Annotated in this window: 12 protein-coding genes; 8 read left to right on the top strand and 4 right to left on the bottom strand. The window is 49.6% G+C overall.

Translation table 11 applies throughout. The annotated features are described in order from the left end of the window. Window positions 1-252 precede the first annotated feature (252 nt). Window positions 253-1,233, top strand: coding sequence for a diguanylate cyclase (locus ABH899_RS00900; RefSeq protein WP_369993192.1), 981 nt, complete (start codon window positions 253-255; stop codon window positions 1,231-1,233). 296 nt (window positions 1,234-1,529) lie between these two features. Here the strand turns inward: ABH899_RS00900 and ABH899_RS00905 are convergent, their stop codons facing one another. The 3 genes from ABH899_RS00905 to ABH899_RS00915 all read right to left on the bottom strand — a co-directional run bounded on the left by ABH899_RS00905 (window position 1,530) and on the right by ABH899_RS00915 (window position 4,723). Further along, a complete protein-coding gene (locus tag ABH899_RS00905) occupies window positions 1,530-2,879 on the bottom strand; it encodes an ABC transporter substrate-binding protein (RefSeq protein WP_369994068.1) in 1,350 nt (449 codons plus the stop codon). 81 nt (window positions 2,880-2,960) lie between these two features. Next, on the bottom strand, window positions 2,961-3,782 hold the full coding sequence (locus tag ABH899_RS00910) for a carbohydrate ABC transporter permease (RefSeq protein WP_009673345.1): 822 nt from the start codon (window positions 3,780-3,782) through the stop codon (window positions 2,961-2,963). Next, a complete protein-coding gene (locus tag ABH899_RS00915; protein WP_369993195.1) occupies window positions 3,779-4,723 on the bottom strand; it encodes a carbohydrate ABC transporter permease in 945 nt (314 codons plus the stop codon). Before ABH899_RS00915 ends, ABH899_RS00910 begins: the two co-directional genes overlap by 4 nt. A 366-nt stretch (window positions 4,724-5,089) precedes the next feature. Between ABH899_RS00915 and ABH899_RS00920 the strand changes: the two genes are divergently transcribed. The 7 genes from ABH899_RS00920 to ABH899_RS00950 all read left to right on the top strand — a co-directional run bounded on the left by ABH899_RS00920 (window position 5,090) and on the right by ABH899_RS00950 (window position 13,826). Further along, window positions 5,090-6,421, top strand: coding sequence for an ABC transporter substrate-binding protein (locus ABH899_RS00920; protein ID WP_009673299.1), 1,332 nt, complete (start codon window positions 5,090-5,092; stop codon window positions 6,419-6,421). A 100-nt stretch (window positions 6,422-6,521) separates the two neighbouring features. Continuing rightward, the gene (locus ABH899_RS00925) at window positions 6,522-7,409 is read left to right on the top strand and encodes a carbohydrate ABC transporter permease (protein WP_369993198.1); all 888 of its coding nucleotides are present in this window, start codon (window positions 6,522-6,524) and stop codon (window positions 7,407-7,409) included. Window position 7,410: 1 nt separating this feature from the next. Continuing rightward, on the top strand, window positions 7,411-8,253 hold the full coding sequence (locus tag ABH899_RS00930; RefSeq protein WP_317952827.1) for a carbohydrate ABC transporter permease: 843 nt from the start codon (window positions 7,411-7,413) through the stop codon (window positions 8,251-8,253). 20 nt (window positions 8,254-8,273) lie between these two features. Beyond that, complete coding sequence (locus ABH899_RS00935) at window positions 8,274-10,052, top strand: cache domain-containing sensor histidine kinase (protein ID WP_369993200.1); 1,779 nt, start codon at window positions 8,274-8,276, stop codon at window positions 10,050-10,052. Continuing rightward, window positions 10,022-11,647 (top strand): response regulator, encoded by a 1,626-nt coding sequence (locus ABH899_RS00940; RefSeq protein ID WP_016423502.1) that lies wholly within the window; start codon window positions 10,022-10,024, stop codon window positions 11,645-11,647. The genes ABH899_RS00935 and ABH899_RS00940 overlap by 31 nt, the downstream gene beginning before the upstream one ends. A gap of 23 nt (window positions 11,648-11,670) precedes the next feature. Continuing rightward, the gene (gene nagZ, locus ABH899_RS00945) at window positions 11,671-13,308 is read left to right on the top strand and encodes a beta-N-acetylhexosaminidase (RefSeq protein ID WP_369993203.1); all 1,638 of its coding nucleotides are present in this window, start codon (window positions 11,671-11,673) and stop codon (window positions 13,306-13,308) included. A gap of 239 nt (window positions 13,309-13,547) precedes the next feature. Next, window positions 13,548-13,826, top strand: a complete 279-nt coding sequence (locus ABH899_RS00950) for a hypothetical protein (RefSeq protein ID WP_009673313.1) — start codon at window positions 13,548-13,550, stop codon at window positions 13,824-13,826. Window positions 13,827-13,847: 21 nt separating this feature from the next. Here the strand turns inward: ABH899_RS00950 and sda are convergent, their stop codons facing one another. After that, on the bottom strand, window positions 13,848-13,994 hold the full coding sequence (sda, locus tag ABH899_RS00955) for a sporulation histidine kinase inhibitor Sda (protein ID WP_082211298.1): 147 nt from the start codon (window positions 13,992-13,994) through the stop codon (window positions 13,848-13,850). Window positions 13,995-14,152: the final 158 nt, after the last annotated feature.

The raw sequence follows: 14,152 nt of genomic DNA on the forward strand, positions 1-14,152 counted from the left end.
CCATTATTTCTTCTTAAAAATAGACACAATTAGACATGCGCCGGAGATAATTCTCTGACGCATGTCTTTTTTTACAGGAATTTGAACTAGGTCCGCAGTATTAAAGAAGGTACAAATAATAGGTACACTGGCTTATAAAGTCGAGTCAAACCTCTATGGAGGTGCCTCTACATCGTAAAGGAACTAATCGTCAATTTTGCTCTCCTCCTTGCTTTTCTGTTTGCCGTTAGTCAGCTCTACAAAGATGAACGGTTGGATTTCACGAAGCTATGGACACGGATAAAGACCGGTCTGGCGACAGGTGCATTCGGAATCGTCTTAATGTATTTCAGCATTCCGATCGCTCCCCAGACCATCGTTGATTTCCGCGGGTACGCCGTCTTGCTGGCCGTGCATTTCGGAGGCATTTATTCCGGCTTTATTGCCGCCGTTCTCATTGCCGCGGCGCGCATCGTCTTGTTCGGGGGCCCCAACTTGTCTGCCTTCATTGGCGCGGCGAATGTACTTTTTATCGCTCTTGCCGGAGGCCTTGTATTAAGAAGTGCGGACAAGCGGTACTGGTCGCGCTGGGCGAAAATGATGGCGGTCCTCCTGGTCACGACCGGAGCCTCTATATTTTCCGCCATAGGTACGACGAGCCTGCCTATTATGCCGGTTATTCTCGGCACACTGGCGGTAGGCGGATTTTTTATCGGCTACATGGTCGATTATATCGTGAGAGCCCACCAGCTTTTTCTGCTGATGAAAGAAGCGTCGCATGTCGATTTTTTGACGGGCCTGAACAATCACCGCACCTTTGACAGGCTCTATAACGAGCTCGTTCAAGCGGCGGATCGTAAACAGGAGGAACTGTCCCTGCTGACGCTGGATATCGATTATTTTAAAAAAATCAACGATACGTACGGTCACCCTGCAGGGGATGCGGTTCTCCAGCAGATCGGGGTGCTGCTGAGAGATTCATCCCGCAGGATGGATGAAGTGTGCCGGACCGGCGGGGAAGAATTTGCGGTCCTGCTACCGGATTGCAGGCGCGAAGAAGCTTTGCACTATGCGGAGCAGATCCGCTCCAGAGTGGAGCGCCATTCCTTCCTGCTCGGAGACGGGAAGGCGATCCGCCTGACGATCTCGATCGGGGCGGCTACTTTTCCCCAGGTTTCACCCGATCTTCTGATCGAGGAAGCGGATAAAGCGCTGTACCGCGCGAAGCACAACGGGCGCAATCAGGTTTACTGAGCTCATCCGGAGGCGGTGCCGTATCCGGTGGAGAGCATCCATAGGCTCCGCTATTTCTTTGAGGGCAGCGGGAAGGGTCTCGAACGATGAGGAGCAATCCGGAGTTTGGAATCGGCCTGCCTGCGGATGACTAACGTTTTCCCGGGTCATCCCGAATCGCAGGTTATGCGGCTAAGGCAGCGTGCGTCACGCTGAAGCAAGCATACAAAAAGAGCACAGCCTCACGGGGCTGTGCTCTTTTTGCCGGAACGGCAGGTTCATCTTGTTATCCTGTCCGCTTCTATCCTGCTTTTAACTTATTTAACCGTCTGATTGTACTTGCCGATCTTTTCTGTAATCGACTTGGCGGCTTCATCAAGAGCGGCCTGAGGCGTTTTCTTGCCGTTCAGGGCTTCCTCAATGGCACCCTCGACGATTTGTCTCGCTTCAGGGAATACGCCCATTACAGCGCCCCCAGTGGCCGTATTGGCCTTGCTTCCGTGCAGTTGGTCGATTGCCGTTTTAAACTGCGGGTATTTAACGAGGTTATCTTTAACGATTTGCTCGTCATAGGCTTTTTTCGTGATCGGGAAGTAGCCTGTATTCACATGCCAGTAAGCCTGGGATTGAGGGGAGGTCAGGAATTTGATGAACTCCCAAGCTCCTTTCTGTTCGGCTTCCGATTTGTTGTTCGTAATATAAAGGCTGGCGCCGCCTACGACAACTCCGCCTTCTGCGGCGTCCGCCGGTTTCGGCAGGGGAGCCGTGCCTACCTGGAACTTGCCTTCCGCCGTGGAGACGATGCCTTTCAGGGAGGCGGTGGAATCGAGCATCATGGCGATTTGTCCCGCCGCGAAAGCTTTTTTGGTATCGTCGGTTTTACGTCCGAGGTTAAGCGCGGTTTTGTTGTCGACCATAGATTTCCACCACGTTAAGGCTTTGAGGCCCGCTTCTTTATTTACATAGGATTCCGTCGCGGGAGATGTGCGTCCGTTGCCGTTGTTGACATATTCAGCTCCCTGTTTGGCGAAAAACTGCTCCATAAACCAGCCGTAAATGGCGAACGACGCACCCGCTTTACCGTCCTTGGAAAGAGCTTGTGCCGCTTTGGTGATTTCATCGAACGTAACGGGAGGCTTTTCCGGATCGAGACCGGCGGCTTTGAACATATCTTTGTTATAGTAGAGGATCGGGTTAGACGTATTGAAAGGCATGGAATTCAGCTTGCCGCCGATGGTGTAGTACTGGGTAATGTTTTCTTCCAGCTGGGAGAGATCGTATTTATCGGCATCGATGAACTTTTGCACGGGCGTAATGGCTTTCGAATCGATCATATAACGGCTGCCGATTTCATAAACCTGAATCAGCGACGGCCCGCTTTTGGAATCCATGGACGCTTTCATTTTGTTCAGACTCTCGTCGTAAGTTCCCTGGAAAATGCCTTCTACTTGAACATCTTTCTGGGAAGCGTTAAAGTCGGAGATCAGCTTGTCCGTCACTTTCCCGAGCTCGCCGCTCATGGAATGCCAGAAGGTGATTTTTACCGGTGAGGCCGCGTTTTCTTTTGCGGAAGCAGACCCCGTAGTTTCTTTGTTGGAAGATTGAGCGGTGTCGTTTGCGCCGCCGCAAGCCTGCATGAGCAGAGCGGAAGCCAGAAGCATAGCCATTACGGAAGTGCGGCGGGACGATTTGTACGAAAACATGTGGAATGTCTCTCCTTTTTATCAATCAAAATGGTGGATAAACGGTCAGCCTTTAACGGCCCCTACCGTGAGGCCGCGGACGAGCTGCTTAAGCCCGAGCACGAGCAGAAGCAGAGAAGGAAGGAGAACGAGCGCGACTCCGGCGAGCACCAGGTTCCAGGACGTAAACTCTTCGAACTGGAGCATGGAGATGCCGATTTGCACGGTGCGTTTCGCGGGATCGTTCGTGACGAGCAGCGGCCAGAGATAGCTGTTCCAGGCGCTGAGAAAACTGTAGACGCCCAGGGTCGCCAGACCGGGCTTTGACAGCGGGAATGCGATGGAAAAAAAGCAGCGGATATGCCCGCAGCCGTCGATCTTGGCGGCTTCGAACAGCTCGCCCGGCAGCTGCATGAAAAACTGGCGCAGCATAAACGTTCCGAACCCGGTCGCAAGGAAAGGGACGACAAGCGCCGCGTAAGTGTCGGTCCATCCCCAGCTGCGAATCGTCAGGTAATTGGGAATCATCGTCACTTCCCAAGGGATCATCATGGTGCTCAGAAACAGCAGGAACACGAACTTTTTGCCCGGAAAACGGACGAAAGCGAACGCGTATGCCGCGAGGCTTGCCGTAAACAGCTGCCCTGCCATAATAAGCAGAGAGACGGTAAAACTGTTGGTCAGAAAAGCCCCGATCGGCACAAGCTCCATCACCTTCTTCAGATTGCCCAGGTACAGGCTTTCGGGAAGCAGGGGCGGCGGAAATTGGCCGGCTTCTCCGGCTGTCATAAATGTGGACGCATACGTAAAGAACAGCGGATAGAGAACGAGTGCGGCAGCCGCGGTCAGAACTACGTAGATGGCGGTTTTTTGTAAGGGCCGGATCATGAGTAGTGCACTTTCCTTTCCAGAACGCCGAACTGCACGAAGGTGAAGAACAGGACGATCACGAATAAAAGGATGGCCTGCGCACTGCCGGAGCCGAAGCGGAAGTTGACAAACGCTTCCTGGTAAAGGGAATAGACCATGACATTGGTCGTATCCATGGGACCGCCTTTGGTCAGAATCTGGATTTGGCCAAAAGACTGAAAAGCCCCGATCAGGGAAACCACACCGACAAAGAACAAGGTGGGGGAGACGAGCGGAAGCACGATTCTAAAGAAAGTCCGCATCGGACCCGCGCCGTCGATTTTGGCGCTGTCGTACATATCCTCCGGTACGCTCTGCAGCCCGCTGAGCAGGACGATATAGGCGAAGCCGAGATTCATCCATACGGTCATCAGCGAGACCGAGAAGAGCGCCCAGCTCGGGTCGGAAAGCCAGGCGATCGGCGCCTGGCCGAGCAGGCCGAGCCAGTAGTTGAGCATCCCGGCCGTCGGATGGAAGAGCAGGGCCCAGATCACGGAAGCGGTGCCGACCGATAGGGCCATCGGCAGGGAAAAAATGAACTGGTAGACTCTCTTGCCCTTCAGCCCCCTGTGTGTCAGCGCGGCAAGGAGCAGAGCCGCTGCGATTGTCGTCGGGATCGTAAGCAGAGCGAACTGGGCCGTAACGCCCAGGCTATGATAAAATTTCTCCGAGGTAAGCAGTTCCCGGTAGTTCTCGAAGCCGACATATTCGGCGATTTTCCCCCTGAGATTCGTACTGTGTACGCTTAAATATAAGGACTGGAAGAACGGATAAAACAAAAAAATCCCGAACCCTGCCAGTGACGGCAGCAGGAACAAATAGCCGATCCCCGCTTCTCGGACGCGGTTCCACCAGGAGGCGGTCCGGATGCCCCGAGCGGTTGAGACCCGGATTGGCAATGATTCATCGACGGTATTCATCGATTCTTGATCCCCCTCTCTTTCAGAGTTAAGTGTACGTACGGACTATTTTGCTCAGATCAATTGGGCTTGAAGGTTTTGTAAAACTAACGGGGGGAAGCGCTAACCGTGTCGAATCAAGGGGCAGTATAAGGAGGGAGCAGGGGAGAATGCCGAGAGGTTAAGTTGGATTACTTCCTAATAAAATGTAAAAGGAATCCTTAATTTCTATAAATAGGATTAAGGACTAAGGGCCCACTATTTTCCCCCTCTAGTGAGAGGATTTTATCCCTGTATTGTTGAAATGAGGACCTGCCGTAAGAAGGGCAACGTCCCTATAATCAAACTTGTAAGACACAAATTCAAACGTTTTGGGGAGGTCTACAAATGAAAAAGAAACTGGCGACAATCATGGCCGTAGCCGTGGGACTGACAACCGTTCTTTCCGCTTGTGGCAAAGATGGCGGAAGTACTGGAGCGACAACAACTCCGAACGGAAGCGCTGCGCCGAAAGAATTTACCGTTTCTTTCCGTCATACGCAAATCAAAGACACAGCCAAGAAAAGAAAGGCTATGTTCGAGGATGCTCTTAAAGAAGTTGAAGCTAACGTTCCCGGCCTGAAATTCGAATCCGAAGGCGTGGACGAAGTTGTTAACCGCGATACAAAGCTGAAAGCCGAAATGGCCGCCGGTAACCCTCCAAAAATTTTCGAACTTTTCGGTGGTACCGATACAAAGAACTATGCGAAAACAAACAACCTGCTTGACCTGACGCCGATCCTTGACGAGCTTGGCCTGAAAGACAAATTCGTTGATCTTTCCGAGTTCACGGTTGACGGCAAAGTTTACGGTCTTCCGATCGCCGGTTACCTGGAAGGCATGTTCTACAACAAGAAAATTTTCAAAGACAACGGCGTAGAAGTTCCGAAAACTTACGAAGAGTTCCTGAAAGCTTGCGAAACGTTCAAAGCTAAAGGCATCACTCCGATGGCGCTTGGCGGCAACGAAGCTTGGGTACTGAACATGCTTCCTAACACCCTGTACGTACGCGTAGGCGGCCAATCAGTCGTTGACGGCCTCCAATCCGGCCAAAGCAAATGGACGGACGAAGCTTACGTCAAAGGTCACACCATGTTTAAAGACCTGATCGACAAAGGCTACTTCAACAAAGATGCTCTTGCACTGAAATATGCCCAAACGCAAGACCGTTTCGCTAACGGCGAAACCGCTATGATCTTCGACGGAGGCTGGGCGAACCAGAAGTACTCCAACCCGGATCAATCCAAAATGGCTGCTGACCTCGGCTTCTTCAACTTCCCGACTGTAGAAGGCGGCAAAGGTAACGATCTGATCAACGGTTCGTACTCCAACGGCTTCGGCTTCTCCGCTAAGCTGAACGAAAACGAGAAAAAAGTGGTAAAAGAATTCATCAAAGTCTTCTTCACCGAAAAATATCAACTTCGTCAGCTGAAAGAAGAAGGATTCTTCCCGTCCATGAAGCTTAGCTCCACTGGCGACAAGCCGATCATTGCCGAAATGCTGAAAGCTTCCGAAGGCAAGAAAACATTCCCGGCTTTCGACTCCCTGATCCAGCCTAAAGTGAAGCTTGATCTTGAATCCGGAATCCAAGCTTTCGTTGGCGGCAAAAAATCCGTTCAGGACCTGCTGGCTGATATTCAAAAATCCCAAGAAACAGAAAACAAAAAGACTGCAAAATAAGATTAGTAACGTAATCTAAAATAAGCAGATAAAAAAATAACGGGTATCACATCACGTGGTACCCGTTCTTATTCGCATAGTGTGAAGGATGGAGGCTGCTATGAACAAGGTTTATCGAAATCCTCTAGCATACCTGGTGTTCATTATTCCAACCCTGTTTTTCTACTTGACATTTTATATGTTCCCGCTTCTTACAACATTCAGATACGGGTTTACTAGCTGGGATGGTCTGACTGCACCTGTTTTTAACGGATTGGATAATTTTAAAGAAGCTTTTAACGATGAGTATTTCTGGATCTCGGTCAAAAATAACCTTTACTTTATTTTGTTTTCCGTCTTTATTCAAGTTCCGGTTATCGTCATTTTTTCGGTGTTAATCTCGGAAGTCAGAAAATTACGCGGTTTTTATAAAACGACCGTTTTCTTGCCGAGTATTTTGTCGACTGCCGTCGTAGGGGTACTTTGGACTGTTGTCGTATTTGACCCGACAGTAGGTTTGCTGAACAAGCTGCTTGAGTCGATCGGGTTGGATAAATTGATCCATCTGTGGCTGGCTGACGAAAGCACAGCTATGCTTTCCATTCTTCTGACGAATGCCTGGCAGTGGACCGGATTTTATATCGTTCTCGTCCTGGCTGCAATCTTCGGAATTTCCAAAGAAGTCTACGAGGCTGCCGAAATCGATGGAGCCACCGGGTTTCAGCGAGCGCTTCTCATTACGGTTCCTTTGATCCGTCCGATCCTCGCGGTTATCGTCCTGCTGTCTATCACGGGTGCGATGAAAGCGATGGATATCGTCATGGTTATGACCAAAGGCGGGCCGTACGGAAGCACGGAAGTTATGGCCTCTTACATGTATAAAGTGGGTATGACGACAGGAAATTACGGTTACGCGAATACAATTGCGATCCTGATCTTCATCTTCACCTTAATTATTACATTGATCAGCAACCTGCTTACAAAAAAATTAGAGGATGTGGAGAACTGATATGTCCAAATTGAAAAATGGATTTCTCCATGCCTTTCTTTTGCTATACGTTTTTGTAACCTTGTACCCTTTGTTCTGGGGTTTTCAAAACTCATTCAAAAGGCATGTTGATATTGTCGCGAGTCCCTTCTCTTTAATCAAAAATTTCACGCTGGATAACTATGCGAACGCATGGACCAGTGCCAACATTGGCCGGTATTTCGTCAACAGCTTATATATTTCCGTTGTGGCCAGTATCGTGACGATTGTGTTGGCAAGCATGACGGCTTACGCGCTGACGCGAATGTACTTCCCGAAAATGAATAAATTCGTGACCGGGGTATTTCTTCTCGCCATCATGATTCCGGCGGGTTCTCTGCTCATCCCGCTGTACCGTTTCATTTTGAACGTTACAAACGACCTGCATATTCCGCTGTACGATACACACCTTGCTTTGATCCTGCCTTACATCGCATTCGGTCTGTCCCTCTCCATTATCATTATCATGGCTTTCATCAAATCTCTTCCGAGAGAGCTTGAAGAAGCCGGAGTTATGGACGGACTGACGATTTACGGACTGTTCTGGAAAATCGTTCTGCCGCTCATGACGCCTGCCATCGTGACCGTGTTTATCATCAACTTCCTGGGTCACTGGAACGAGTACGTTCTCGCCAACGTGATGCTGTCCAAAGAGGCGCTGAGAACGCTGCCTGTAGCGATGGCGGCGATGAACAACGGAATGGCGATGAACTATGGGGCTCTCCTGGCGGCGACTATGTTTAGTATCGTGCCGGTCGTCGTGATCTATGCTATACTACAAGAAAAGATTATCGAAGGCTTGGCTGCCGGAAGCGTCAAGGGTTAAGTTGAAAGGACATGGGAGTAATGATGAATTTACGAAAAAAAGTATTTCTGGCTTTCATGGGGTTCATCATTATTCCCTTATTATCTATTTCGATTTTCACCTATATGATCTTTCAGGACATTACCCAAGAGAAATACATGGAACAATCCGAGCTGACCATTAAGTCAATCGGCCGTAACATTGCAAGCCTTTTTAAGGAAGCCAACTATTATTCGGATTATTGGATGCTGGGAGACAACCTGCAGACGCAGCTCGTTGAATTGAACGAGAACCCGCCGTCCGACGAACAACTGAATAATGTAACGAATAGCTTAAGAAAAATATTTCTTACCTATGAGCCGCTTGGGACTTTTTCCGTATACAATTTATATGGAGAAAACTACTCAAGCGGTGTTATTCCATTTACGCCGATTCCTTTTAAAACGTTAAAAGATCATCCGATTTATGAGGAAGTCAAGAATTTGAACGGATTTCCCCGCTGGATCGGGCCTTATGAAAATCCGGAATTGACCGGAAACAACAATTTGTTCAGCCAGGTCCGCACAGTCAATTATTATGAAACTCCCGGTTCCGGTAGAATTGGAACTATGTTTCTTCAATTTGACTTTAAAGAAATGGATAAAATTTTCAACTTTTATAATCAAAAGAACAGCCACTTTCTGTTAGTAAACCAGCAAGGGGTTATTTTGTACGACAACCGTAAGCTTACAAATGGCTCCAATTTAAATAAATTTTTATCTCAAAAAGTGGATTTGACGGAGACTTACGCCACTTCCAGAGTCAAATTTGACGGTATAGAGAGTCTCGTGACGGTATATGATATAGGGCTGGAAAAATACGGAACCCCCAAGTGGGCGCTCGTATCTGTCACCCCGTGGGATTATATCTCCGGCGAAATGTCCATTATTCTGAAATGGGTCGGAACGATTATGTTCCTGTTCCTCATATCCGCCCTTCTTTTCAACCTGCTGTTTGTCAACCGGTATATCCGGGCCATTATCCGGATCGTCAGCTCCATGAAACAAGTGGAACGGGGAGATCTGGACGTGCGGGTCAAAGTACAGGGGAATGATGAAATGACCGTTCTCTCCAGAGGCTTCAACAGCCTCGTGTCCCGTATCCATGACCTTGTGGAAGAGGTCAAGCAGGAGCAGGAACATAAGAACAAAGCGGAGCTTTCCCTGCTGCAGGCGCAGATCAAGCCTCACTTCCTGTTTAATACGTTGGAGTCGATTAATGCGCTGGCCGTACAAAATCAAGGTAAAAAAGTGAGCCAGCTCGTTTACAGGCTGGGGACGATATTAAGGATTTCGTTCCATCATAAAGAAGAAATCGCCCTCGGCCTGGAAATCGACTATTTGAAAAATTACATGGAAATTCAGAAATACCGTTTTGAAGAGCTTTTCGATTTTGAGATTCACCTGCCCCGAGAGCTGGAAAATCACTCCATTCTTAAGCTGACGCTGCAGCCGCTTGTTGAAAACAGTATTCAGCACGGATTCGAAGGGATTACGTACCAGGGGATTATTACCATTCGTGTTGAAGACGGCGGGGATCACATTATTTTGTGGGTTGAAGATAATGGCATCGGCATCCCCGAGGATGTTCTTGTCAGGTTCCAATACCGGAAAAAGAATCCTAGACTCGCTACGAATGAGCCAAGGGTAGGATTAGGTGTACTTAATGTAGCCGACCGTCTGCGGATTCATTACGGAAATGGCTACGGGCTCTATATTTGCAGCGAGCCGAACAAAGGTACACGAATCAAATGTATAATTCCCAAAACGACAGCAAGGTGATGATGATGAACTTAAAAGCTTTATTGGTGGATGATGAGATCAATATTTTGCGCAATCTGCAAACCGTCATACCGTGGGAGAAGCACGATATTGAAGTCGTTGCGCTCGCATCGAACGGAGTCAAGGCCTTGGAGATGGTCCAGGAGCACCAGCCGGACCTTATCCTTAGCGATATTCGTATGCCTTTGATGGACGGAATCGCGCTGCTGGAGCAGGTTAACAAGCTGGAAAGGGATATCCAGGTTATTCTGCTGACGGGGTTTCAGGAATTTGAATATGCGCGGTCGGCGTTAAAATACGGGGCCAAGGATTATATTCTTAAGCCGATCAACTACGAAGAGCTGGAAGCGGTCGTGGAGCGAGTCGCTTTTGATATCCGGGAGAAGCGCAAGGCGGAGATGGATGAGCAGAAAAGATGGAGCCGGGTGAGGCACTTGGCGTACGAGAAGTTTTTATTCGATATTCTGCTTGATTATACGAACGTGACGACCCGGCATTTTTTCGAGGATGAAAACAGTCTGGAAGAGACGGAGTTTACCCTTCTACTCATCGACCTGGACAATTATTCGCAGCTTTCCCGTTCTTGGAACGAGAAGGAGCGCAAGCTCAAAAATTTCGCTGTCCGCAATGTGCTGCAGGACGCGCTGGAGCCGTATGAGCTTTTGTATTCGGTTCTGCAGACCCGGGAAGGGGAATGGTGCGTGCTTATCCGTCATCAGAGGGAAACGCCATTCGATCTGCAGACGGTGAGAGGGTGGAGCGATGCCCTTCAACTGGCGGTGAAGCAGCACGTTAAACTGACGGTCAGCCTGGGCATTTATCCCGAGCACATGTCTGTTCTCCAGCTTGCAGACGCTTACAAAAAGCTTCAGCGCGCGCTTCAGCTATCTCCAAACGTCGAACAGATTCTACTCTTGGAAGAAGTGAATCCCGGCCGGAACGAATGGAACAACTCCATGTGGGAGCTGGTCGAAGAAATCGTATCCAGCTTGAAGCGGCGGGATAAAGCGCAAATGGAGCAAACCTTCGAAAAGCTCAATCAAAGCCTGCGGGTTATTTCCGAGCATTCCTATGTGCGTGTGGAGCAGATTCTGCACTTTCTGGTCCTCCACCTCATCCGGGAAATGCGGGAAATCAACATCATGTCCGATGAGGAAGAACGGGGCCTCTGGTCCAATCTGGAGCGCAGTGTCGGAGTCAAGGATCTGCTTGCGACGATCCATCAGCTTATTCAAGACTGCATGAATGCGGGGATGAACCGTAAGCCGAGCGAGCTGCTGATGGTCAACGCCAAAGAATACATTGCCAAGAACTTGTCCAACGATTTCGGCGTAGAGGAAATTGCCGATCATCTCGGGATCAGCTGCAGCTACTTCAGTCTGCTGTTTAAACAGCACTTCGGGGAAACCTTCCTGGAGAATTTGACCCGTCAGCGGATCGAACTGGCCAAGTCTCTTCTTCGCATGAGCGACAAGAGCATTACCCAGATCGGCAAGCAGGTGGGCTATGCGGAACGCCGGTATTTTACCCGGGTGTTCTATAAGTTTACCGGCATGACGCCTTCCGAATACCGCGAACAAATTACGAACGCATAAATTACCGATAGGGGATGAAAAGCATGAAACAACGGTCAGAAATGAGCCTCCGGCAAAAAATCGGACAAATGATGATGTGCGGTTTTTCCACATCGAATGAGTTCGACTCGGCGATGAAGCCCAACAAGAAAATTATCGACTTGATTCAGAAGCACGAAATCGGCGGCGTTATCTTGTTCCGCCGCAATTTGGACAATCCGAAGCAGGTGAGCGAGCTCAATCACGAGCTGCAAGTGCTGGCTAAGGACTCGGCGGGAGGCCCCCTTCTGATCAGCATCGACCAGGAAGGCGGCATGGTTGCCCGTATCCACGAGGGCATCGCCTGTATGCCGGGCAGCATGGCAATCGGGGCGACAAGAGATGCCCAGGCGGCTTATGAAACAGCGCGGATCAGCGGGGTGGAACTGCGCGCGATGGGCATCAATCTAAACTTCGCGCCTTGCCTCGACATCAACAACAATCCGATGAATCCGGTGATTGGTGTCCGTTCTTTCGGCGAAACCGCGGAAATCGTCGGCGAGATGGGAGCTGCGGCTGTGAAGGGTTACCAGGCGGCGGGCGTGGCACCGACGATCAAGCATTTCCCGGGGCACGGGGACACACACTCGGACTCCCATCACGCTCTGCCCATGATTCCCCACGACCTGGAGCGCCTGCGGGAGCTGGAGTTCGCTCCGTTCGTGAAGGCGATTCAGGAGGGAGCCGACGTACTGATGTCGGCACACGTTATTTTTCCGGCGCTGGAGCCCGATGGCCTGCCTTCGACTTTGTCCAAGCGGGTACTGACCGATTTGCTGCGCGGTGAGCTTGGTTACGAAGGCGTCATTGTGACCGACTGCCTGGAGATGAAAGCGATCGCAGACCATTACGGGACGGCTGAAGGAGCGGTCATGGCGGTTGAAGCCGGCACCGATTTGCTGCTGGTCAGCCATACTTACGATACCCAGGTTCAAACCATTGAACGTCTGGTGGAAGCGGTGGAATCCGGCCGTATCAGCGAAGAACGGATCAACGAGTCGGTGGACCGTATTCTCGCTTTAAAAGCCGGTCTGAATATTACGGTGGGTGCTGCGGCCGGCGATATTTCCGCAGTGGGGTCCCCTGAGCATATCGAGCTTGTGCGTGAAACCTACAAAAAGAGTGTGACGCTTGTTAAGGACGAGGATCAGCTTCCGCTTGTGAAAGACAAAAGAACGTTTGTCATCTGGACGGAAGTCCGGGAATGGACGCAAATCGACGAAGTGGTGGAGCAGAAGGAAACACTCGGAGCTTTCCTGGCGGAAACCGTTCATGAGGTAACGGAAGAAAGAATCCACACGAATCCTTCCGAAGAAGAAGTGGAGCGTGTACTGAAGGCAAGTCAAGGCTATGACCAGGTTATCGTGGTCACATATAATGCAAGTTTCTCGCCCAATCAGGTTCGCATCGTAAAAGAACTGGCGGCCAGAGACAGCAAGCTCGTCGTTGTGGCGGGACGCAATCCGTTTGACTTTAAAGAGTTTCCGGAAGTGAAAACTTTCCTGGCGAGCTACGAAAACCGTCCTCACGCCATGAACGCGGTTGCCGGGGTGTTAACCGGCCAGTTCCCGGCGGGCGGCAAGCTGCCCGTTACTGTAACGCCTGAATACTCGTACGGCTGGTCTGCCTCTCCCCGGAGCTAACCGCCGAATAACCGAAAAGCCCTGTAAGTTAACTTCCGTTAGCTTGCGGGGCTTTTTTTGGGCTGTACGTTTCTGGTGTGTTTTTTTTCGAATCTGTGCTTGTAAAACGGCAATTTTCTTTCGTTCCGCAGCCGCTCCATTAACGTATAGAATGTGAATCTTAGCGCATATAGTGATAATGGTCTTCGCATAAGCCGAAGACCCGGCGCTCGTCATTTTCGTTACTAAGGAGGAGAGGTATGGGATCGAACAGGTTAGCCGGCATACGCAAATTTATCACCAATGAAAAAGAAAGGACGTTATCGAATATCCGGAATGGAACAATAGGTAAAGAACAGGCAACCGGAAGCCTCAATACCTTGTATCAGTTGGCTGCAGATATTCACGATATTCACTATATGAAGGACATAAGCAGTACGATTGCGCTGCTGCGTTCCGCTTCCGACAATTGGCAGAGACAGGGAGCCTTAATCAGTCAAACGATAGATTCTGCGGTGTATCGGCCCGGTATAAAATAAACGGGGCCGGCAAGCCGTCGATTAATATAAATTGCGGCGTCTAATCTCGGAGGCAAGTTGTTGAAGAAATTCGGCACCCAACTTCATTTGTAGGGCTTGTACGAAACAATCAAGCAGCTGATAATCACTAAGCAGCTCTACAGCTGATTTTTTTAACATGACATTCATCCTTTATGAATAAAATGGTAAACGTGGGTACAATCTTATAATAAAAGATTCAAATCGTTTCGTCAGCGCAAATTGATTACGCAATTGCGCGTTTATCATTACACTTTCATGCACATTATTCTTCCAAAAAACAATAAAAATGACCTGTTCCTTTCCAT

Source organism: Paenibacillus sp. RC84, assembly GCF_041260495.1.
In the GTDB taxonomy this organism is placed as follows: Bacteria; Bacillota; Bacilli; order Paenibacillales; family NBRC-103111; genus Paenibacillus_F.